This window comes from Paraburkholderia sp. GAS348 (assembly GCF_050434205.1).
Classification (GTDB): domain Bacteria; phylum Pseudomonadota; class Gammaproteobacteria; order Burkholderiales; family Burkholderiaceae; genus Paraburkholderia.
In genome coordinates this window covers 474,898-497,418 of sequence record NZ_JBNPVT010000002.1, presented here as the reverse complement: position 1 = coordinate 497,418, position 22,521 = coordinate 474,898, and the positions used below count along the sequence as shown (strand labels likewise).

Sequence of the window (22,521 nt, the reverse complement as noted above, 5' to 3'; positions counted from 1 at the left end):
TCTCTCAATAGATTTCGAAGAGCCCTGCGGCACCCATACCGCCGGCGATGCACATCGTGACGACCGCGTACTTCACGCCACGTCGACGGCCTTCGATGAGGACGTGTCCCGCGAGGCGCGAGCCGGTCATGCCGAACGGGTGGCCAATGGAAATCGCACCGCCGTTCACATTCAGGCGTTCCTGGGGAATACCGAGTCGCTGCTGGCAGTAGATCGCCTGCGATGCGAACGCTTCGTTGAGCTCCCACAGGCCGATGTCGTCCATCGTGAGGCCGTGGCGCGCAAGCAGCTTCGGCACGGCGAACACCGGGCCGATGCCCATTTCGTCCGGTTCGCAGCCTGCCACCGAAAGGCCGCGGAACGCGCCGAGCGGGGTAAGGTTGGCGCGCTCGGCGGCCTTGGCTTCCATCACCACGCAGGCGGACGCACCGTCGGACAGTTGCGACGCGTTGCCCGCCGTCACGAACCTTTCCGGCCCCTTGACGGGCGCGAGCTTCGCGAGCGCCTCATAAGTCGTACCGCGGCGGTTGCAGGTATCGGCGGTGACCGTGGCCTCGCGCTGGCTGACGGTGCCGGTTTCCTTGTCGGTGACGGCCATCGTGGCAGTGACTGAGACGATCTCATCGGCAAAACGCCCGGCGAGTTGTGCCTCTTCAGTTTTGCGCTGGCTTTCGGCCGAGAAGCGATCCTGCGCTTCGCGGCTGATGCCGTAGCGCTGCGCGACGATGTCGGCGGTATCGATCATCGCGAGATAGAGCGCCGGCTTGTGCTCGACGATCCACGGATCGAGCCCGCTCGCGCCGTCCTCGCGGGTGCGGATGCCGGAGATGCTTTCGACACCGCCCGCGATCATGGCTGGTGCCCCATCGATCACGATATGGCCTGCGGCAATCGAGATTGCCTGCAGGCCGGATGCACAGAAGCGGTTCACGGTGGCGCCTGCGATCGAAAGCGGCAACCCAGCGCGGATCACGGTCTGGCGCGCCACGTTACGGCCGGTGATACCTTCTGGGTAGCCACAGCCGAGGATCGCATCCTCGATCAGTTCCGGGTCGATACCCGCGCGTTCCACGGCGGCGCGCACGGCGAAAGACGCGAGCGTCGGGCCAGGGGTGATGTTGAACTCGCCGCGATGCGCCTTCGTCATCGGCGTGCGTGCGGTAGAGACAATGACGGCTTCGCGCATGGTCGGAGTCCTCAAGCGGATAAATGGGTTAAGCGGAATGATTGAAGCTGGCAAAATCGGCGCCGCGCTCGGCGATGAGCGGCGACGGTTGCCAGAACAGTGGGTCTTCCCGCGCGAATTTGCGGATGTCGGCCAGCACCTTCGCGAGGCCGACGCTGTCGGCGTACTTCATCGTGCAACCGCGATAGCGCGGAAAGCTCTAACCGTAGAGGGACGTCACGTCCAAGCCGAGCAGGTGCAGTGCGAACGTGACGACGTCGTTAGACAATTGGGGATTCACTATCCCTGTCTCCGTGTATTGGCTTTTGCTATGGACGGATCTTGAGATGATCTGGCCATGTTGACAATTCCATTGCGAATTGACGAACTGTTAACTAAAAATTGACATAAAGCGCGCGACAAAGCCTTGCCGGTTGAAATGCTTCGATATGGGGATTTGCGGCCCGACTGCGTGCTGCGGGTCAGATGGCGGATTCGAACGCGGCGACGGACCGCTCGAACGCACTACTTCAGGCCCATGTCTGTGCGAGCGAGAGGATTTCGTCTCGCAGGTAGTCGATCAGGGCTTGCGTTGATGGCGATGGATAGCGATTGGGCAGGGTGACGATATACAGGGTGTTCTGCTGACCGGCGACACGGTATTGCGGCAAGATCGGCAGCAGTTCCCGGGTCATCGGCGCATGCGGCACGTAGGCCGGCAATAGCCCAATACCCATGCCCTGACACACGGCCTCCGCCAGGAACGGGTAGTCCGACGACTGCAACGCGGGTTGCATCGTTATGGTGTGGACATCGGCTTCGTTCTCCCGGTGCGTGAGCGTCATCGTCACACGCCGGCCCGGATAGGGCGATCCGACCAGTGTCTGCCTTTCGAGGTCTTCGGCACACACGATCGGACCGTGCTTCTCCACATAGCCGGCCGATGCATACAGGTTCCAGTCAATCGAGCAGATGTTGCGCGCCACGTAGTCCAGCGGGGGTGTCGACGTGATTTTCACCGCCACGTCGACTTCGGCGGCAATCAGGTCGTCGATGCGATTGTTGAACGTGACATTGAGCGTAATGCCCGGATGCGCGCGCGCGAATTCAAGCAGCTTCGAACCGATGAACATCCTGCCGAAGCCGGTCGGCACGCTGATCCGCACCCGGCCGCGTAGTGTCTGGCCGAGGCTGTCGATCGCGGCTCGCGCCGTGCCCAGGTCCTCAAGCATCCGCTGGCCGCAGTCGTACAACGTGTGTCCGGCTTGTGTGAGTTCGATACTTCGCGTCGAGCGACGCAGGAGTTGTGCGCCGGTTTCGCGTTCCAGCAGCTTCAGCCGCTGGCTGATGTTGGCGCGCGTCATGCCGAGTTGGCGCGCGGCGGCGCTGAGGCTGCGCGATTCCACGATCTCGACGAACAGGCCGATCAGATTCAGGTCCATAGGGCGGTTGTCAATTCAGCCTGAACAGGCGTCGCTATATTAGGTCCATTGTCGCCGCTTGGATAGCAGCCGTCCTGAAAGGCCCAGTCGCGCCAAGTGCGTATTGGCGTCTATTCGCAAGATCCTGGTTCCATGGCGCTCAATTTTAGTCGTCGAATAGAAGCTGTTGTGTTTCAGCATTTGCACAACTCGCCCATGCGCCTACTGAGCAAGGCGCAAGTGACGGAATCTACAGATGTTTAACCCACCAATGATTGGCGAAATTTCGCCAATAACGATATGCTGAAGAACAAACGCAGTGTCACCGGGAGGCGAGAGTTCTGTCATTGCGACTGACTCCCGGAAACCGGATGGCACGCGCCTGAACAATGGTCAACGCACTCACCGGTTCTCACCGAGGGCTGCATCATGAATGACTTCACCAGGGAATCGCTGCAATTCACTCTAAATCTGATTCCGGCGCACACTTGGTACGCGGATCCGTCCGTGGCCCTCACGTTCCTGAATGAGCGAAGCGCGGATTACCTGGGTCTTGCGAAGGACCATCCTCTTCGGTTCGGCATCGAGACAGGCGCGGCGTGGGACTCCCATCTAGCGTTTCTCCATCCCGACGATCACGAGGCGGCACGCAACGTCTGGTCAGAGTGCGTCAGAACGGGATCCGCAGGTGAAGTGACTTTTCGGGTGCGTAACGCTGAAGGCGGATATCGCAGGTTCCTCAGCCGCGCTGAACCTCGCCGGGCGAATGATGGAACGCTACATGGCTGGATTGGCATCAACCTCGATATTGAAGAACGAAAGCGGGCCGAGTTTTACCTGGCGGAAGGTCAGCGCCTTGCGCACATCGGCAACTGGGCATTCAACGCTGCCGGCTTTGAATACTGGTCTGCCGAGTTGTTCCAGATCCACGGCCTTGAGCCGGGCGGCAAGGCGCCGAGTATTCCGGAATATATGGCGCTCGTGCACCCCGGTGATCGGGACTTCGTGGTGCACGAAATTCAGAAGATGCTGGCAGACCATCGTGGCTTCGACTTCACGAAACGGATTGTGCGGCCCGACGGAGCCATTCGTCATATCCGTTGCGTCGGTACGCCTGCGACCGACGGCGAGACTTTCCAGGGACTCGTCGGAACGGGGATCGATGTAACGGAGCAGGAGCAACTCACGCAGGCGCTGCGCAAGAGCGAGGAGGAGCTCCGGCAGATTGTGGATCTCGCGCCACAACACGTAGCCGTACTGGGCTCGAACGGCGAGCGACTCTACGCGAACCGCACGGCGCTCGCCTATCTCGGCACCCGTCTGGACGATTGGTTGCACGGAGCCATTGGATCTCATGTTCATCCTGACGACCGCGAACGGCTAATAGCGTTTGCAAGTCGTTTGTCGGCCGGTTCAGTCCCTGAGCTGGAATTGCGCCTGCGTAAGAACGACGGAAGCTATCGCTGGTTTCTGGCTCGTTATAACCCGGTCTGCGACGAGCACGGACGGCTGCTCCGCTGGTATGTTGCATGTACGGATATCGAGGAGCACAAGCGAGCCGAGGAGAGGCTGCAACAGGAAAACGTGGCGCTTCGCGAGGAAATCGACAAGACCTCCATGTTCGAAGAGATTGTCGGTACGTCGCCCGCTCTGACGGTTGTGCTTGGACGAGTTTCCAAGGTCGCAGCCAGTGATTCGACGGTATTGATCACTGGCGAGACCGGGACCGGCAAGGAACTCATCGCCCGTGCGGTTCACCGGCGGTCGCGCCGCTCCTCGAGGGCGTTCGTGGCAGTGAACTGCGCCGCGATTCCGCGCGAGCTGATTGCCTCAGAACTGTTTGGGCACGAGAAGGGGGCCTTCACAGGTGCCACCCAGCGGCGACTCGGCCGCTTCGAGCTCGCCGACGGCGGAACGATTTTTCTGGATGAGGTCGCCGAACTGTTGCCCGACACGCAAGTCGCGTTGCTGAGGGTGCTGCAGGAACGCGAGTTTGAGCGCGTTGGGGGCAGGGAGGCTATCCGCGTAGACGTTCGCGTTATCGCGGCCACCAATCGTGATTTGAGTGAAGCCGTGGCCGATGGAAGCTTCCGCCAGGACCTCTTCTATCGCCTGAACGTTTTCCCGGTTGAGATGCCGCCGTTGCGGGAGCGGATACAGGACATTCCCCTGCTGGCGGAATATTTCATCGACCACTATGCGCGTAAGGCGGGTAAAGCATTCAGGCGCGTCAACAAGCGGACACTGCATCGCCTGCAATCCTATCCGTGGCCAGGGAACGTGCGCGAACTGCAAAACGTCATCGAGCGCTCAGTGATTGTATGCGACTCCGAAGAATTTACGATTGACGACAGTTGGCTACCGACACGACCATCGGTAGACAGCAGGCTTGCGCTATCCAGCACGCTCGTGGCACATGAAAAGACAATCATCGAGGACGCGCTACGCGTCTGTGACGGCCGGGTCTATGGACCCTCGGGTGCGGCGACACGGCTCGGCATTCCTCGCTCGACGCTCGAATCGAAGATCCGCGCGCTGAGGATCGACAAGAGCCGCTTTCGGCCGCGGCCTGCGAACCGTTAAGCAGTCGGCCGTTGTACAGGAGTTCGCCATTGGCGAAATATCGCCAATGTGCGGACTTAAAAGTCCTTGTAAATTCAATATATTGCGGTTGGCTCAGTAATTGCCTTAGACATCGCCATGAGCCCTGCTGAAGCATCGCAGCGGGGCAGAGCCGGCGATCGCGAGGCATTGATTGGTTCGCTCGCGCCATTGTCCTTCATTCCGACCGCAAGTCATTAAGGAAAGGTGCGATGAAAACAATCACTCAACACTACATCGATGGGGCTTTCGTTGAATCCCACGGCCGCGAGGTCATGGTCAGCGTCAACCCGGCCAACGATACAGCGATCGCCTACGCAATGTTGGGCAATGAGGAAGATGCGCGGCGCGCCATCGGCGCAGCGAGACATGCTTTCCCCGGCTTCGCCCGGACGAGCAGGGAAGAGCGCGCGACGTTGTTGCGCCAGCTGCACGAGGTCGTTGCGGCGCGCATTGACGATCTGACGGTGGCCATGGTCGATGAGTATGGCGGTACCGTCCAATTCTCCTCGCTCATTGTACGGATGGCCGCCGACTCGTTCTTGCACGCAGAGAAGGCGCTCCACCAACTGCCGTTGGTTCGGACCTGGGGTCAGACGACGGTGACCCTGGAGCCGGTCGGCGTCGCCGGTCTGATCACGGCCTGGAATTCGAATGCGCTTTTTATCTGCCTCAAGCTGGCCTCGGCCATTGCCGCCGGGTGCACGGTCGTTGTCAAGCCCAGCGAGCTCAGCGCGTTGCAGACGCACGTGTTGCTGAAGTGTCTGCACGAGGCACGACTGCCGCCGGGGGTGTGCAATGTCGTCACGGGCCGCGGGGATGACGTTGGGGCCGAGCTGGTACGCAATCCTGACGTGGCGAAGATCTCATTCACGGGTTCGGTTGCCGTTGGCGAGAGAATCATGCGCGACGGCGCCGCGACGATGAAGCGGGTCACCCTCGAACTGGGTGGCAAGTCGCCCAACATCCTGCTTGACGACGTTGTGCTCGACAAGGCGATTCCGACTGCCTTGGGCATCGCCTTCCTGAACAGCGGTCAAGCCTGCGCAGCAGGGACGCGGCTCCTCGTGCCGAAGAGTCGGCTCAACGAGGTCAAGCGCGCCATTGTGGATGCGATCTCAGCCTTTCCCGTTGGCGATCCGGCCGACCCGAAGACTGCTGTCGGACCGATGGTGACGCAGAAGCAGTACGAGCGCGTGCAGTCCTATATCCAAAAAGGTATCGCCGAGGGCGCAGAAGTACTGGTCGGCGGCGAAGGCCATCCGCCGGGTCTTGAGAAAGGTTGCTTCGTGAAACCGACGGTATTTGTCAATGTGACGAACGACATGACGATTGCCCGGGAGGAGATTTTCGGTCCTGTCCTGTGTGTCATCGCCTACGAAACCGATGAAGAGGCGATCAGGATTGCCAACGACTCACGATACGGCCTCCACGCGTTCGTGAGCGGGACCAACATGGAACGCGCACGCCGCGTGGCTTCTCAGCTCCGCGCTGGTCGCATTGCAATCAACGGTATGCGTGATGACCCACAGGCCCCCTGGGGTGGATTCAAATATTCTGGCGTTGGCCGGGAATTCGGCACGTACGGGATCGAGGCGTTTCTCGAACCACGGGCCATCCTGGCGTGACCATTCTTGCCGTACCAGAACGAATCGAATAAGGAAACCCATTCATGATAAAGCACGCATCCATCTCCCCCAGCGAAGCTGCGGATCGACTCGCCATCCGCGAGCTTATCGAAGCCTACGCATACTGCGCCGATCGTCGCGATCCGACAGGTCAGATGGCGCTCTTTACGGCGGACACCCATTTCGTGGTGTACATGAACGCAAAAGATCCGACGCCCTCAATGGAGTTGCACGCGCGCGAGGCGCTTGCTCCGGTCTTTGCGGACCTGAACCAGTACGACGCGACCACGCACTTCGTCGGACAGAGCACGATCTTCACGCTGACGGATGACCGAGCCACGGGTGAGGCCTACTGTATGGCATATCACGTAAAGGTCGACGATGGAAACCGACGCTTGATGCTCGCCTCCCTTCGCTATCACGACACATTTGCAAAAATAGATGGCCTGTGGCTATTTGCGGAGCGCCTGTTATACGTCGATTGGCAGGAGGATCGCGCAATGTCGTGAACACAAAACTGACCTATGGATTCAACGGGCACCTTTAACGAAACTTCGGGGCATAGATGAATACTCTGACGGCAGGCCAAACACGGCTTGTTATTGTAGGCGCGAGCGGGATGGTCGGCGGGTATGCTCTGCGCTACGCGCTCGATGACCCTGCCATCGGGAGTGTAACGTCGATAGGCCGGAAGAAGCTTGGTTTCTCGCATCCCAAGCTGAACGAGGTTCTGCATCAGGACTTCGCGGACTGCTCCGCACTCGCTGAAGTGCTCTCGGGTCAGAACGCTGCCGTTTTTTGCCTGGGCGCGTACACCGGGGCGGTGTCTGGCTCAGAGCTCCGCACAATCACCGTGGACTACACAGTCGAGTTCGCGCGAGTTCTCCGCGACAGCAGTCCTGATTCAGCGTTCTCCTTCTTGAGCGGCAGTGGCGCGGATCCGACAGGGCAAAGTCGGATGGCCTTCGCACGCTACAAGGGGGAGGCCGAGAAGGTGCTACTCGCGGCCGGGTTCCCTCGCGTTTACATCTTCCGGCCAGCGTACATCTACCCCGTGGAGCCACGGAAGGAACCAACTTTCAGCTATCGCTTTTTGCGCTGGATTTATCCAGTGTTTCGGGTCCTATTCCCGAAACAGGTGATTCGAGCCGACGACCTGGCTCGCGCTATGGTCAATGTCGTCGTCGAGGGAACAGGCAAGACACCCAGCATGATTTTCGAGAACAGTGACATCAGAGCTATGGCTGTGTCGCCAGGTACCCAACAGGGCGATGCAGCGAATGGGCGCATATGAGAAAACGCGCGGAGCACGACGGTTGTCAAGCATGATCTGAACTTACCCTGACGAGTACACCTGTCGTCAGTGAGTGGTCTGCCCGCATTCCGGTTGATGTAGCTGCCGCGATAGACCCGATGCAACTTGTACTGGGGCGCCAGGTGGGCGGACCATGTTGTCATCGGCCCGCAACGTTTCGATGCGTTTATTCATCTCCAACAAGTCCGGAGGCAGACCGTGATCGAGCTAACAGTCAATGGAAAAATGCGGCGGGTGGAAGTTGTTCCCGACATGCCCCTGCTCTGGGTGTTGCGGGACGAGTTGGGCATCACGGGGCCGAAATACGGCTGCGGTATCGCACAGTGCGGCGCCTGCACGGTGCATATCGACAAGCACGCGGTGCGATCCTGCCAGATGCGGGTCGGTGATCTCGGGAAACGGGAGGTGACCACGATCGAAGGGCTGGGCGCGAAGTCCCTGCATGTCGTGCAACTTGCGTGGATCGAACATCAGGTGCCGCAGTGCGGTTACTGCCAGACCGGACAGATTATGCAGGCCGCTGCGCTGCTGTCAGCCAATCCGAGGCCGTCAGACGACGACATTGACGCAACCATGTCTGGCAACCTGTGCCGCTGCGGAACCTATGAACGTGTCCGCGCCGCGATCCATGCGGCCGCCACGAAACTGGTGGAGAACTGAAATGGACGAGATCGTCAGCAAGCCTGGTCGCCGCTCGTTCCTCATCGGGTCGGTCGCCATCGTAGGCGGCGGTGTCGTTTTCGGGCCCTATGTCTTCGCCAACACGCCAAAGGCCGCGGCGAAGCCGGTCTCGATCACTCCGTGGGTCAAGATCAGCCCAGACAAAATCACCCTGATCACGCCGCACGCCGATGTTGGCCAAGGCGCTGTCGCGGGACAGGCGATTCTGATCGCAGAAGAATTGGACCTCGATCTCGGTCAGTTCGATACCGATTTCGGGCCGACCGACAAGGCCTACTACAACACCGCGCTCGCGGATGAGCTGGTTCCGTTCCTCAGCATTGACGACGGCCCCGAAGCCGAGGCAGCGCGCGCCGGCGCCACCAAGATGTTCAAGGACGCCGGCCTGCAGATGACTGGCGGATCGAGCACCATTCGGGACAGCTTTACCAAGCTGCGTGAGGCCGGTGCGGTTGTGCGCGAAACCTTGAAGGCCACTGCGGCCAAGCGCACCGGCGTTTCTGTAAACAGGCTGCGTACCGCGTCCGGGGCGGTGATCCTGCCCAACGGCAAGAAGATTCGCTATGTCGATCTGGCCGCAGAGTCAGCCAAGGTGCCTCCGATGCAGAACGTCAAACTGCGCGACCCATCAGAGTGGCGCCTTATCGGTAAGCCTACGCAACGGCTGGATGTCGCATCGAAAGCCACCGGCAAGCTCAAGTTCGGCATCGACCAATCTGTGCCGGGCATGGTCTTCGCAACGGTCAAGTTGAATCCGAACAAGGGCGCACCTTTGCAGTCATTCGACGCGAGCAAAGCCGAGCGCATGCCAGGGGTGAAGGGGATCCTGCCGATCAATAACGGATTTGCCGTCATCGCGACCAATACCTGGTATGCGATGCAGGCAGCGGATGCGGTGGAGTGCAAGTGGGCGGCGGCCACCGACTATTCACCCGAGCAAGCACAGCATTGGGCAGCCGTCGAAGCCGCATTCGCGCCTAACAACGTCGAAAAGGTCTGGCGCAATGACGGCAACGTGAACGGCGCGTTGCAAGGTGCCAGCGTGATTGAGGCCGAGTATCGCGCACCGTATCTCGCGCATCAGCCGCTTGAACCGCTGAATGCGATCGCCATCGTTCGCGACGACGGAATCGAGCTGTGGACCAGTCACCAAATGCCTGACTCGGTTCAGGCCATCGCCGCCTCCGTCACCGGACACAAGCCCGAGCAGGTCATCCTGCACAACCAATGGGCCGGCGGCAGCTTCGGTCATCGCCTGGAATTCGAAAACATCCGCGCGGCGGTGCAGATCGCCAACAAGATGCGCGGCACGCCGGTCAAACTGGTGTTTTCGCGCGAGGAAGATTTCCTGCAAGACTTCCCGCGCCAAATCGGCGCAGCGCGCAACCGCGGCATGGTCAAGGATGGCAAGATCGTCGCGGTAGATTTTTATGTCGCCACGAGTTCGGCCGTGCGGTCGCAGTACAGCCGCATGGGAATAAAAATGGCTGGCGCGGACCACCAGAGTCCGCTCGGAACGGGCGACCTGCAGTACAACATCCCGAACTTCAGAATGACGAGCTACTCCGTCAAGGGTACCTCGCCGTGCTCGTCGTGGCGCTCGGTTGGAGCTTCCACCGGCGGCTTTTTCGGTGATGCTTTCATTGATGAATTGCTGCACGCTGCAGGCGTCGATCCGCTCAAGGGGCGAATCGACATGTGCACGAGCGAATTGCACCGCAAAGTCCTGGCAGCCGTCGGCGAAATGTCCGGGTGGAACGGCCCGCGGGCGCCCAACGGTGGGGGGCGAGGTGTGGCTTTTATCGAATCCTTTGGCGTTCCGGTAGCCGAAGTGATCGAGGTTTCCGTGACGGAAAAGGGGGCCATTCGCCTCGAGAAGGTCTGGGTAGCTGCCGCTGTCGGCAAAGTCATTGACCCGGTCAACTTCGAAAATCTTGTCCAGGGTGGTGTCGTCTTCGCGCTGGGCCACGCGATGAATTGCGAGCTGACTTACGCAAATGGCCTCGTGCAGCAGCGCAATTTCAACCAGTATGAGGGCATGCGCATGTTCCAGTGTCCGAAGATAGAAGTGCGCGGAATCGAAGCCGGGCCGATACGGGGGATCGGCGAGCCACCTGTGCCCCCAGCAGCGCCGGCGCTAGCCAATGCGATTTTCGCCGCCACTGGCAAGCGCCTGCGCGAAATGCCGTTCAACAAATTCGTCGAATTCGTTTGAGGGGGGCGCAAACATGAAACGCATTTTATTGGGATGCTTTTTTGTTGCCGCCGCAGTCATCGCCGCTCCGATCGCAATTTCGGCTGCTGACGACCCGAAGACCGCCAGCGACTTTCCGCCTCCAGGAAGCGTCAGCAAGGATGAGGGTCTCGAGGCGTGGCAGCGCATCCAGGCCGTTATCACCCATCCGCGCTGCGTCAATTGTCACGTTGGCGCTGACAACGTTCCGAGGTGGACTATTGCGGGGGAGACTAACACCCGGGTGCATGGGATGGATGTCAACGCCGGCTTCGGTCGCGCCGGTATCCCGGGACAAACGTGCACAACTTGCCATGTGACTTCGACCGCGCCGAATCAAGTACCACATGCTCCACCACATGTCGGCATCGCCTGGCAATTGGCCCCTGTGCAATTTCAGTGGATCGGTAAGAGCGGCGCGGAGATTTGTCAGCAGTTGCGCGACCCCAGGCGTAATGGTGGTCGGGACGCAGTGGGATTGGTAGAGCATCTGCGCCACGATGCCTTTATGCATGGCTTTATCCCCTGGAGCTGGAATCCGGGTGGGGGGCGCAGCACGCCACCTGGCACATTCGAGTCGCATGTGAAGGACGTGGCGATGTGGGGCGCAGCGGGTCAGCCTTGTCCCGAATAAGATCAGCTTACAAAACGCCCCCGGGTTGCCCGCGCAAATGGCGCAGCAGCGAGGGGTGAGCGGCGCAACGTGAATGTCGGTGCGCCGCTCGAATCGAGTACGCTGTTTGCCAAAAGCAGACACATGTTGAGTCACGTGGAGCGCAACTGGTGAGGAAGCTGCGGCCAGCAAAACGCGATGCCAAGCATAAAAATACGATCGAACTAACTACTGGGCGATCCGGCTAACGCAGCCTATCCGCACGAGGTATCCACGGAACGCCGGTACAACAACGGGCGACATGCGCGGATTGAGTGGCGCACGCATCACCAATGTACGGAAAAGGAAGTCGCCCCGCGCCAACTTGCTACATGTGCATGAGGAACTGGCGGCTGCTCCGCAGCGTGTCTGCTATCGACCAGACGACGCTTTACCGATACATTGCAGGGAGATGACCTTTTACTTCATTAGACATCAGTTCGGCGACGCATTGCGCCATGCGCACGCTATGGTTCGGTCCGGTAATCGCTTTAACAAGACCAGGTGTTCTGCTCGTAAGGCCGTAAGTCCGTCTCCAGATCCAACTGGCTGGACGCGCTCTCGTGCCAGGCAGTCGTGACATGCGTTTGCATCGTTGATGCGCACCGTCCGCGTGGAATGCTACTGACATGTTCGGCGTCGCTGTTTTTAAGACCGCCGAGGGCGTGTCCGTACAGGTGAGGGGAATACGAATGTCATTTTTGTCCTCGACATCGGCGTGGTACCCGTGCTTTGCGGCCGTGCTCAACCTCGCAGTACTTGCATCAGGATCCGGGTACCGTCTTGTTCGAACGTTTGCACGTTGCGTGGCGATCGCGTTGCTGACGGCCACGATGTACTTCGCCCACATGCTGCCAACCGGACACGCCGAACTTGCGGGGCCAGCAGAACGTCTGGTGTGGGGTGTGGTTGAAATTGCGTGGTGGCTGTTGATGGCCAGCACGTTGAGTGCGGTCGCGCGTGCCTACTACACGCTCGGCGGACGGTTCAGGCAGCAGCAGTTCATGCTGGACGTGGTTGAGACGATTCTTTATATAGCCGCATTCTTCGCTATCGTCACTGACGTCTTCGGCCTCCCGCTCAAAGGGGTACTCACCACCTCAGGCGCTCTGGCAATCGTGCTGGGTCTAGCCCTGCAGAGCACACTTTCGGATTTTTTTTCGGGGCTTGTGATTAACATTACTGCACCCTACCGGGTCGGCGATTCGATTGCAGTCGACGATACGACGAAAGGGAAGGTGGTAGAAATCACATGGCGCGCGACGCATCTTGCGAGGCCCAATCGCGACCTGATAGTGATACCGAACAGCGTGATTGCGAAGGGGAGAATCGTCAATTCGAGCGCGTTGGGTGGCCCTCATGGTGCGATAGCCAGTTTTCAGTTTGCGCCGCCGCTTCGACCTTCGACCGTGACCGACGCGTTACTTATGGCCGTTCAGAATTGTGTGAATATCGTGGCAGAACCGGCCGCGACGGTCACAATCACAGCCGCGGCGTGGCAGGCGATTGACTACGAGGTTACGTTTTTCGTACAGGACGCCGACAAGGTGTCCGATACGCTCAGCGCTCTCTACGACGCCGCGCATCGGCATCTGGAGTCGTTTGATCTGCTGTTTAATCTGTCCGGCAGCCCAGAGGGGGCACCGACCGGGACTCCAGAACGTCGATTGCTAGATGGAGTCGGCGTATTTGGTTTGCTATCTGCTCAGGAGCGCTCGGACCTTGCCGCTGCAATGGTTATGCGTGAACTGATGCCCGGCGCCGTCGTACTCAGGACGGGTGACGTGTCGGATGCCATCACCATCGTCGCATATGGTATTTTGTCTGCATCAGTTCTCCAGAATGGGGAGCCGACCGATGTCATGCGTTTCGGGCCGGGCGAATTTGTCGGAGAAAGCGGGCCGGTCATGGGCGTTCCGGTTCAGTCGGACGTTAACGCCAGGACCTATGCGATCGTGTATGAGCTACCGGGTAGAGCGATCGGTGCGTTGTTCAGGTCCAGACCGGAACTGTTGCATGTGCTGGCGGCGAAGCTGGCGGAACGCATACGCGAAGGCACCGCTTTGATTCAACCCGTACAGCAAGTGCATCACGAGCATCATGGATTGATCTCCTGGATCGCCTCATGCATCAGTGCACTTCATTCTCCGGAGAAGAACTAGAATCATTTCTTTTGACAGAATCTCAACGCGCCCGTAACGCAAATTGATGGCACCTTTCGCGCCAATGACCTTTGGCTCCGATGCCACCGTCTGACGAGTAATTCCAAGTATCATCGCAGACGTGTCCTGCAATACGGTTATTCTCCCGCGAATCTGCGGTGCCATGGTCGCGTCACTGTATGCGGGGAGAAAAGTCTCCGGCGATTCTTGGGCGTCGAATTCAGCGTGACATCCTGCACCACCCGATACAGTCAGTTAAAATATATCGGTTGCAGATCCACGACGGTGTCGAAGAACGTGATGTTTTTCATCAGGGTGTCGAATGCCAGTGGCTCGACCGCAAAGATTGTTGACTCATCGAGGGCCACCGCGCGTGCGCGGCGGCCGCTGGGTCATAGACGCCAAGTCAAACCAATTGCCTGCTTTGAGGACGGCAAGAGTAGCTTTATTGCCATCTTCACGCACGGTCGATGCCTTCGGGCGCTCACGATTGAGTCAGTAAAGGCCATCAGGCGCGCCTCCTCGGGGGTGGCCGGAATCGCTGCAACCAGCAGGCGCCGCATGGTGTGCCGAAAGCGCTTGCCTTCGGGGTCCTCTTCAGAGAGTGTCATTTGCAGTGCATTGAAGAAGTGCGCACCGAGCACGAGAAATGTCTGATGGATCGTTCCGCGTGATGCCTCAGGCTGCTGCAGATGAAGACGTGTAGAGGTGGCGCTCTCCAGATCCCGCTCGATCTCCGAGGTGGCTGAGCGCAAATTTGAATTAGACGGTGCTTGAGCGCGTAGGTCGTACCGGAGACGCGCGTAGCGGCTGCGATTAGCAGGTCGATGACAGAGGTTACGCGGTTCCTCGTGGTTCCTTCCTGCTCCATCGCTTCCACAAGACGACCAATGAAGCGGGCCTTGTAGCGACGTATTGTGTAGAGAATGAGGTCGGTCTTGCTCTCAAAGTAATCGCGCCGCGGCGTCGACCTTCGACTGTGACCGATGTGTTATTGCTGGCTTTTCAGAATTGCGCAAATATCGTGGCCGAGCCAGCCGCGACGGTCACAACCACAACCACAACCACAACCACAACCACAACCACAACCACAACCACAGGGTAGCAGGCGATCGACTACGAGTTTACGTTTTTCGTGCAGGACGCCGATAAGGTGTCCCATACGCTTAGCGTTTTCTACGATGCCGCGCATCGGAAAGCTATCCCGCTTGCAAGGCGAGTAACACGGTCAATAAGCTGTGTGTGTCGGTGGCAGACACACATATCTATAGGGGGCATCAGGCTTTCCTTATGCGTCAGCCGCGCACCGCGCTGAAAAAAACGCCGAGAAACTTGAACAGGGACGGACGCGCCTGAAATGCCAATAATTTGCGAACGGTCGCGGCGGAGTTCCGGTTACTAATGAACCACGGCGGTCGGGGCAGCATGGCGAAACTTCCGTGCAACAATGCTCTCGGAAATGGTCGAAACGGCGCGCGGACCACAGACCGCTGTGGGCGGTCGAATAGAAAACAGTTGTGTACGACCCCGCGTCCACTTTGGATGTCATTCACGGGATGGTCAGGAAATGCGCCCCAAGGCGTCTGAGCCAGCAGGAATCCAAGACCAGTCCAGGCATTTACCGCAATGGTGCCGTAACGGAGATCAGTGAGTAGGGCTTCGAAGCGCGAGCCTAGTGCTTTTTCAGTCGCAGGATCGATGATGACGTTTGCGCCGAGTGTGCCGTGAAGTTTCGTGTTGGCAAAGTCGATTGCCGATTCGAGGAACGCTTCAGGTGCGGCGCCCGGCAAGAACACGACAGCGAGAGCCGGACCGAAAACTTCGGTTCGGAACGCATAGTCATCGTGTACGCTGGTGCCATCCAGGATTGCAACCAATCGTGGTGCATCAGGGTCGCGGGCAAGCGACAACGCTGCTGGATAATGCTCGTGGAAGGCCGCCAAACGCTCGCTGCTTCCTGGGTAGTAAAGCGGTCTGGTCCGCGTGGAAGAGAAGATCTTCTCCAATTCCGAAAGTAGTGCTGATGCGTGCGGCCAGTCCTGCGGCAGGATAAGGACTTGGCTTGCTACGCAGTTGAAACCGGAATTGTGTAACTTCTGAGTCGCTATATGCTCAGCCTGAAAGCGAATGTCCGCGGCTGTCCAGTTCCCTGGGACGACAATCGTCGGACAGACTGCGCCGAGTTCGCTCGTAATGGGGCGCGTGTTCAAACGGATGTCTTGCGCCTTGCGTTTCGCCCCTTCCTCTCCAGTGCCAAAGACAATTGCGTCGTGGGACGCTGCACTCCCGGTAATGTGCAATGTCTCCACGAGGGGGTGACCTGTGAGAAAAACGCCGACATCCGTGCCTCCGTTGACAATCGCAAACACGCCCTCGTCAATAAGGGCTGCAAATATTTTCTCGAAAACAGGCAAGAGGTACGCCGTAACCGGATTTAGCTTGAGGACGACAACACTGTGTTCGGCGTACAGCTTGTACAGAGCGTCTAACGGCGCGATGCTGGTAATGTTGCCGGCTCCGAGAACCAGTGAAAGTGAGCCGACGCTGGATTGGCGCATGGGATCATAGGCGCTGGCAACGAATCGGCGAAGGTTCGACGGCAGTACGCCCGGTTCCATCCAAACCTCAGCGCTGACACCACTCAACAGCAAGCGATCAGTCAGCGTCGTGGGAAACACTTGCACTACTGTCTGGTTAGTCGCGGTTGTGCGTACTTTCATTGCATCCAGAAAGCGAAGACCATCCAGCTGCGTTAGCGTGCAAAGCAGCACATCGATTGCCGTCAGGGCTGCCCACGGCCCCGAGGTCCATTCTTCACCGACGAGCGGGGAATCCGCGGGCAAACCCTTTGCTGTGGAAGCGAGCCTGACCCATTCATCCGCGTTTTGGACTAGCGCTTCACGGATCAGCTTCAATAGCTCAACGCGACGGCCCACCGGCGTCGTCGCCCATTTTTCCTTATTCGCTGATACGGCAACCACAATCCGTTCGACCGGGTGCAGGCTGGAGGTGAGTGCGTCGTCCGCAACGTGCGTGGAACTCTTCATCGATCTGATCCCTAACCCGAGTCTCGAGCGCCCGAGGTTCGGAATTATTGGGACGATCGTCCTAATTTGTCAATTGTTTGGACGATTGACCTATTTTGTGGTGGTCGGAATCGCTGCAACCAGCAGGCGCCGCATGGTGCGCCGAAATCGCTTGCCTTCGGAGTCCTCGCCAGAGAGGGTCATTTGCAGTGCATTGAAGAAGTGCGCATCAAGCAGGAGAAATGTCTGATGGATCGTTCCGCGTGATGCCTCAGGCTGCTGCAGATGAAGAAGTGTAGAGGTGGCGTTCTCCAGATCCCGCTCGATCTCCGAGGTGGCCGCGCGCAAACTTGGATTAAACAGTGCTTGAGCGCGTAGGTCGTACCAGAGACGATGAATCTTCGCGTCGCGCGTAGCGGCTGAGATTAGCAGGTCGATGACAGAGGTTACGCGGTTCTTCGTGGTTCCCTCCTGCTCCATCGCTTCCACAAGACGACCAATGAAACGGGTCTTGTAGCGACGTATTGTGTAGAGAATCAGGTCGGTCTTGCTCTCGAAGTAATAGTGCAGCTGCCCTAAGTTGATTTCTGCAGCTTCCGCGATGTCGCGCAGCGACGTTTCAGCGTACCCGTGTTCCGCAAAGCACCTGATCGCGTGGTCAGCGATCTCGATCCGACGATTTTCGCGCTTTTCGGTTTGTCGCATGTCGTAGTATTCCCGTTGTTTGTGCCTCGCTCTCTGGCCTTTCGCACACTATCGGAAAGAACAGGCGAGTGGCGCGTAAAGTACAAAATCGGGCGGCACAGGTCAAGTTCCCACGGACGACTTGCGATTGAATAGGCACCGGAGATTGCGCACGGTTCACGCTGCGCACACCCAGCCCTCAACACAATCGGAGACTCATTCCATGAACGCAGAAGCTACGCTAGCCCTCAACGATGTTTCCGCGATCGACACGGTCCATATCGCTGGAAACGCCACGCCGTGGATTCCCTTCGCGCCGATCAACGACAAGATTCTACTCAAGTACTTCAAGATCAACCCCGTCACGGGCGAAGTGGTCTTGCTCATGAAGGCGGCCAAAGGCGAAGGCGCGCATATTCATCGCCATACCGGCACGGTGATGGTCTACACCCTCAGTGGTCGCTGGAAATACGACCAGCACGACTGGATCGCGCAAGCCGGCGATTTCGTGTTTGAGCCCTCGGAGTCGTCACACTCGTTCACGAATCTCTCCGACGACGACAATGGTATGGCGCTCGTGGTGTCGACCGGTGAGCTCCACTTCCTCGACGAAGACGGCAAGGTCACGTTCGTCGAGACGTGGCGGACGGCCTTGAGCCGCTATCAGGACTACTGCAGAGCCAATGAATTGCCCGAGATCGACCTGATCGGCTGCCAGGGTGGCCGTTAAGCGGCGTCGACGCACATGATCCGCGCCTTTGCTGCGGATCAGCGCGGCTACGCTGAGAACGCCCGGCCGAAAGATATTGCGTCCTACGCAGCCGGGCATCGTCACTCGGACGCCCTGGCATTCGCCAATCAACTGGGCGTAGGACGCTTCCATCTGATTGCCCACGACTGGGGCCATGCCCTTAATAGTATGCCTGCATAGCCCGGCGCGAGAGCGTCGTTGAGATGCCACTACGCGGACGTCGCTGGTGGATGCATTCGTGAACCGGGTACTAACTATCAGAACCAAGGAGATGTAGATGCACGACCAGGCGATGAACCCGACGCCGTCAGCCTATGCTTATCCACTGCTGATCAAGCACCTGCTGCATACGCCGCTCGCCCACGCGCCCAACCAGGAGATCGTCTACAGAGGGCAGAAACGGTTGACCTACAGGACGCTGGGCGAACGCATTGCGCGGCTCGCCGGCGGTCTGAGCGGACTCGGAGCGCAGCATGGCAGTACCGTCGCGGTCATGGACTGGGACAGTCATCGCTATCTCGAATGCTACTTCGCCATACCGATGATGGGTGCCGTCTTGCAGACGGTGAACGTGCGGCTCTCGTCTTCAGAAATCGCCTACACGATCAATCACGCCGGCGCGGAGATCCTACTCGTTCACACCGATTTTCTACCTGTGGTGGAAGCGATCAAGGACAAGCTCGAAACGGTGCGCACATTCGTCTGGATCGAAGAGGATGGCAGCGAAGCGTCCGCGCACACGATTCCGTTCTCCGACGAATACGAAAGCCTGCTTGCCAGGAGCGCGTCCAGTTATGCGTTCCCGGATTTCGACGAGAACACGCGGGCCACCACGTTTTACACGACAGGCACCACCGGCTTGCCCAAGGGCGTCTACTTCTCACATCGGCAACTGGTGCTGCACACGATTACCGCCATGGCTGCGCTGGCGAGCCCGGTGTCGGGGCAACGTTTTCATCGCGGTGACGTCTATATGCCGCTTACTCCGATGTTTCATGTTCACGCCTGGGGCATACCCTACATCGCCACGGTGCTCGGTGTGAAGCAGGTTTATCCAGGACGCTATGTGCCGGAGCGGCTGGTGCAACTGATACGCGACGAAGCAGTTACGTTCTCGCACTGCGTCGGCACGATTCTGCACATGCTGTTGGGCTGTCCAGAGGCAAAGGATGTCGATCTGGGCAAGTGGAAGGTCATCATTGGCGGCGGCGCATTGCCTCACGGCCTCGCGCGCGCCGCGCTCGACCGTGGCATCGATATCTTTACCGGCTACGGCATGTCCGAGACGTGCCCCATGCTGAGCCTCGCGCAGTTGAGGCCGGACAGCGGGCAGATCGACACGGAAGAGGAGGTGCGCCTGCGCTGCAAGACCGGTTATCCCGTGCCGCTCGTCGACTTGCGCATCGTGAATGAGGACATGGAAGACGTCGCGCACGACGGCAAGGCGTTTGGCGAGATCGTCGTGCGCGCACCGTGGCTTACCCAGGGCTATCTGAAGAATCCGGAGGCGTCCGGGCAGCTCTGGGAAGGCGGTTATCTGCATACCCAGGATATTGCCAACATCGACGCTACGGGCAATCTGCAGATCACCGATCGCATCAAGGACGTGATCAAGTCAGGCGGCGAGTGGGTTTCGTCGCTCGAGATCGAGAGCCTGATTTCGCAGCATCCGGGCGTCGCAGAAGTTGCCGTAATCGGTGTCAAGGACGAGAAGTGGGGCGAACGGCCCGTGGCGCTGGTTGTACCCAGGAAGGGCTTAACCACAACGCTTACCGAGGAGGATGTCAAAAAGCACGTCCTCGCGTTCAGCGAGAAAGGGCAGATCTCGAAGTACGCGGTACCGCAGATCGTCAAGCTCGTCGAGGCGCTCGAAAAAACAAGCGTCGGCAAGATGAACAAGAAGCGCCTGCGTGAACTGTTTATCTGACCGGTGAAATTGAGGAGACGACACGATGAGCATCCAGGGCTATAGCGTGGCAACGCTTGACGAGTTCGTTGGCGAGGAGTTGGGCGTATCGGATTGGGTGACCATCGATCAGGCGCGCATCGACGCCTTCGCGCAATGCACGGGCGACAAACAATGGATCCACGTAGACGTTGAGCGTGCGGCACGCGAGAGCCCGTTCGGCGGCACGATTGCCCACGGTTATCTGACGCTTTCGTTACTTGCGTCTCTGGCGATGGAAGTCGGTCTCATCCCCGCTGACGCGTCGGCGGGTTTGAACTACGGGTTGGACAACGTGCGCTTCATCACGCCGGTGAGAGCCGGTGCCCGGGTGCGAAGCCGCATCGTGTTGCTCGAGGTCGAGAGGAAGGACAAGGGCCGCGTCATCCTGAAGACTTCAAACGAATTGCAGATCGAGGGCGCGGACAAGCCGGCGCTGATGGCAGAAACACTGGCGTTGCTGGTGACGTGACGGGAGCAGAAATTGAGGAGGGCAGTGATAACGGCTCAGGAGAGTGACATGGCAACAGTCGAAGCGCCCCCGTCGCAAGGCGGTGAGCGCCAGGAACTCGCGGATCGTGCGACCGGCGGCATGACCGGCCTCAACCCGTTCGTCGGAGTGCGTCCGTGCGATATTCTCGCCACCGCCCAGCAGATCGGTGCGCAAGCGATCCGGCATCCCGCGCTGCTGCTTGAGCAGGAAGCGGCGTTGGCGCGCGAGCTGGTTTCTATATTCAGCGGCAACGCCGCATCCACCCAGCCACAGAGCGACAAACGCTTCGCTGACGCCGCCTGGCGCGACAATTCGCTGTACCGCAGCACGCTGCAAGGCTATCTGGCGTGGCGCAACGCGCTGACGGGCTTTGTCGATCGTTCGGCGCTCGACGAAAAGAGCAAGGAGCGCGCGCAGTTCGTGCTGTCGCTCGTCACGGATGCATTGGCGCCGACGAACACGCTGTTTGGAAATCCGGCCGCCATCAAGAAGATCGTCGATTCAGGAGGCGCAAGCCTCGTTGCCGGCCTGAAGAACATCCTCACGGATACGCTGACCAACCGGGGCATGCCTGCTCAGGTCGACAAGGCTGCATTTGAAGTCGGCAAGAACCTGGCCACCTCACCTGGCGCGGTGGTGTTTCGCAACGAAGTGCTCGAGCTCGTTCAGTACGCACCGGCAACCCCGAACGTCTATGCCCGTCCGCAGTTGATCGTGCCGCCGCAGATCAACAAGTTCTACATTTTCGATCTCTCCAAGGGCAAAAGCCTTGTCGACTATCTGGTGAAGCACGAGTTCCAGGTGTTCGTCGTGAGCTGGCGCAACCCTACTTTGGCGCAGCGCGACTGGGACATGGACACGTATGCCGCCGCGCTGCTTGAAGCAATCACAGCGGTGCGCGACATCACCGGCAGTGCGGACGTGAACCTGCATGGCGCCTGCTCCGGCGGGATGACGATTGCCGCGTTGCTTGGCCACCTGGAAAGCCGTGGTGAAAACGTAGTCAATGCCGCCACGCTGATGGTGGCCGTGCTCGACAGTATGGCCGACTCACAAATAGGTCTCTTTGCCACACCCGAAGTCGTAGCGGCGGCGAAACAGAACAGCACGGCGAGAGGCGTGCTGGCGGGGGAGGAAATGGGGCGCGTGTTTGCATGGATGAGACCCAACGATCTCATATGGAACTACTGGGTCAACAACTACCTGTTGGGCAATGCGCCTCCGGCCTTCGACATTCTCTACTGGAACAACGACGCCACTCGATTGCCTGCCCGGTTCCATGGGCAGTTGCTCGACATTTTCACGGAAAATCTGTTCAGCAAACCTCGTGCGCTAACTATTCTGGGTACGCCGATCGACCTCTCCGGTGTGAAGTGCGACAAGTACGTGGTGGCTGGCGTCACCGATCACATCACGCCATGGAAGGGCGTGTACAACACGGCGCGCGCGTTCGGCGGGAAGACGCGCTTCGTGCTGAGTTCGAGTGGCCACATCCAGAGCCTGATCAATCCTCCGGGCAATCCAAAGGCGAAGTTCTTCCTCAATTCTGAATTGCCGGCGAGTCCCGACGAATGGCTCGCTACAGCCAAACCGGAAGCGGACTCGTGGTGGAGCGACTGGCGACAGTGGCTTGCCGAGCGTTCCGGCGAACGCCGGCCTGCGCCAGAAACGCCAGGCAACGAACGGCACCCGCCGATTGCCGATGCCCCCGGCGCCTACGTCGCTGAAATGTAACGTCTGGCTTTACGTCAGTTTGAACACTAC

The 22,521-nt window shown here is 59.2% G+C and carries 17 protein-coding genes and 1 pseudogene; 12 read left to right on the top strand and 6 right to left on the bottom strand.

The genetic code is table 11. The features are described 5' to 3' along the window. Positions 1-4 precede the first annotated feature (4 nt). The 3 genes and pseudogenes from P3T22_RS05220 to P3T22_RS05210 form a co-directional block, all read right to left on the bottom strand. On the bottom strand, positions 5-1,186 hold the full coding sequence (locus P3T22_RS05220; RefSeq protein WP_429324416.1) for an acetyl-CoA C-acyltransferase: 1,182 nt from the start codon (positions 1,184-1,186) through the stop codon (positions 5-7). 28 nt (positions 1,187-1,214) lie between these two features. Continuing rightward, positions 1,215-1,430 (bottom strand): annotated as a pseudogene (locus P3T22_RS05215) (3-hydroxyacyl-CoA dehydrogenase); the annotation flags it as partial. A 265-nt stretch (positions 1,431-1,695) separates the two neighbouring features. Further along, positions 1,696-2,607, bottom strand: coding sequence for a LysR family transcriptional regulator (locus P3T22_RS05210; RefSeq protein ID WP_429324415.1), 912 nt, complete (start codon positions 2,605-2,607; stop codon positions 1,696-1,698). Between the two features lie 408 nt (positions 2,608-3,015). On the opposite strand from P3T22_RS05210, the gene P3T22_RS05205 reads away from it, so the two are divergent. The 8 genes from P3T22_RS05205 to P3T22_RS05170 all read left to right on the top strand — a co-directional run bounded on the left by P3T22_RS05205 (position 3,016) and on the right by P3T22_RS05170 (position 13,858). Then, the gene (locus tag P3T22_RS05205) at positions 3,016-5,169 is read left to right on the top strand and encodes a sigma 54-interacting transcriptional regulator (RefSeq protein WP_429324414.1); all 2,154 of its coding nucleotides are present in this window, start codon (positions 3,016-3,018) and stop codon (positions 5,167-5,169) included. Between the two features lie 230 nt (positions 5,170-5,399). After that, on the top strand, positions 5,400-6,815 hold the full coding sequence (locus tag P3T22_RS05200) for an aldehyde dehydrogenase family protein (RefSeq protein WP_429324413.1): 1,416 nt from the start codon (positions 5,400-5,402) through the stop codon (positions 6,813-6,815). Between the two features lie 44 nt (positions 6,816-6,859). After that, a complete protein-coding gene (locus P3T22_RS05195; RefSeq protein ID WP_429324412.1) occupies positions 6,860-7,324 on the top strand; it encodes a nuclear transport factor 2 family protein in 465 nt (154 codons plus the stop codon). A gap of 56 nt (positions 7,325-7,380) precedes the next feature. Further along, positions 7,381-8,109, top strand: coding sequence for an NAD-dependent epimerase/dehydratase family protein (locus P3T22_RS05190; RefSeq protein WP_429324411.1), 729 nt, complete (start codon positions 7,381-7,383; stop codon positions 8,107-8,109). A 219-nt stretch (positions 8,110-8,328) separates the two neighbouring features. Further along, entirely contained in the window at positions 8,329-8,790 is a 462-nt protein-coding gene (locus P3T22_RS05185) for a (2Fe-2S)-binding protein (protein ID WP_429324410.1), read from the top strand. A gap of 1 nt (position 8,791) precedes the next feature. Next, complete coding sequence (locus P3T22_RS05180) at positions 8,792-11,026, top strand: molybdopterin cofactor-binding domain-containing protein (protein ID WP_429324409.1); 2,235 nt, start codon at positions 8,792-8,794, stop codon at positions 11,024-11,026. Positions 11,027-11,039: 13 nt separating this feature from the next. After that, a complete protein-coding gene (locus P3T22_RS05175; RefSeq protein ID WP_429324408.1) occupies positions 11,040-11,678 on the top strand; it encodes a hypothetical protein in 639 nt (212 codons plus the stop codon). 647 nt (positions 11,679-12,325) lie between these two features. After that, entirely contained in the window at positions 12,326-13,858 is a 1,533-nt protein-coding gene (locus P3T22_RS05170; protein WP_429324407.1) for a mechanosensitive ion channel domain-containing protein, read from the top strand. Positions 13,859-14,250: 392 nt separating this feature from the next. On the opposite strand, the gene P3T22_RS05165 is transcribed toward P3T22_RS05170, so the two are convergent. From P3T22_RS05165 to P3T22_RS05155, 3 genes are all read right to left on the bottom strand, one after another. Then, positions 14,251-14,613: a hypothetical protein gene (locus P3T22_RS05165; protein ID WP_429324406.1), complete on the bottom strand. Its 363-nt coding sequence runs from the start codon at positions 14,611-14,613 to the stop codon at positions 14,251-14,253. A gap of 540 nt (positions 14,614-15,153) precedes the next feature. Next, a complete protein-coding gene (locus P3T22_RS05160; protein ID WP_429324405.1) occupies positions 15,154-16,905 on the bottom strand; it encodes an aldehyde dehydrogenase family protein in 1,752 nt (583 codons plus the stop codon). A 90-nt stretch (positions 16,906-16,995) separates the two neighbouring features. Then, a complete protein-coding gene (locus P3T22_RS05155; RefSeq protein ID WP_429324404.1) occupies positions 16,996-17,589 on the bottom strand; it encodes a TetR/AcrR family transcriptional regulator in 594 nt (197 codons plus the stop codon). Between the two features lie 202 nt (positions 17,590-17,791). Between P3T22_RS05155 and P3T22_RS05150 the strand changes: the two genes are divergently transcribed. The 4 genes from P3T22_RS05150 (at position 17,792) to P3T22_RS05135 (ending at position 22,491) form a co-directional block, all read left to right on the top strand. After that, a complete protein-coding gene (locus P3T22_RS05150; protein ID WP_429324403.1) occupies positions 17,792-18,298 on the top strand; it encodes a 2,4'-dihydroxyacetophenone dioxygenase family protein in 507 nt (168 codons plus the stop codon). 298 nt (positions 18,299-18,596) lie between these two features. Then, positions 18,597-20,246 (top strand): fatty acid--CoA ligase, encoded by a 1,650-nt coding sequence (locus tag P3T22_RS05145; protein ID WP_429324402.1) that lies wholly within the window; start codon positions 18,597-18,599, stop codon positions 20,244-20,246. Positions 20,247-20,271: 25 nt separating this feature from the next. Further along, on the top strand, positions 20,272-20,736 hold the full coding sequence (locus P3T22_RS05140) for a MaoC family dehydratase (RefSeq protein ID WP_429324401.1): 465 nt from the start codon (positions 20,272-20,274) through the stop codon (positions 20,734-20,736). A 48-nt stretch (positions 20,737-20,784) separates the two neighbouring features. Further along, a complete protein-coding gene (locus tag P3T22_RS05135) occupies positions 20,785-22,491 on the top strand; it encodes an alpha/beta fold hydrolase (RefSeq protein ID WP_429324400.1) in 1,707 nt (568 codons plus the stop codon). Positions 22,492-22,521 lie beyond the last annotated feature (30 nt).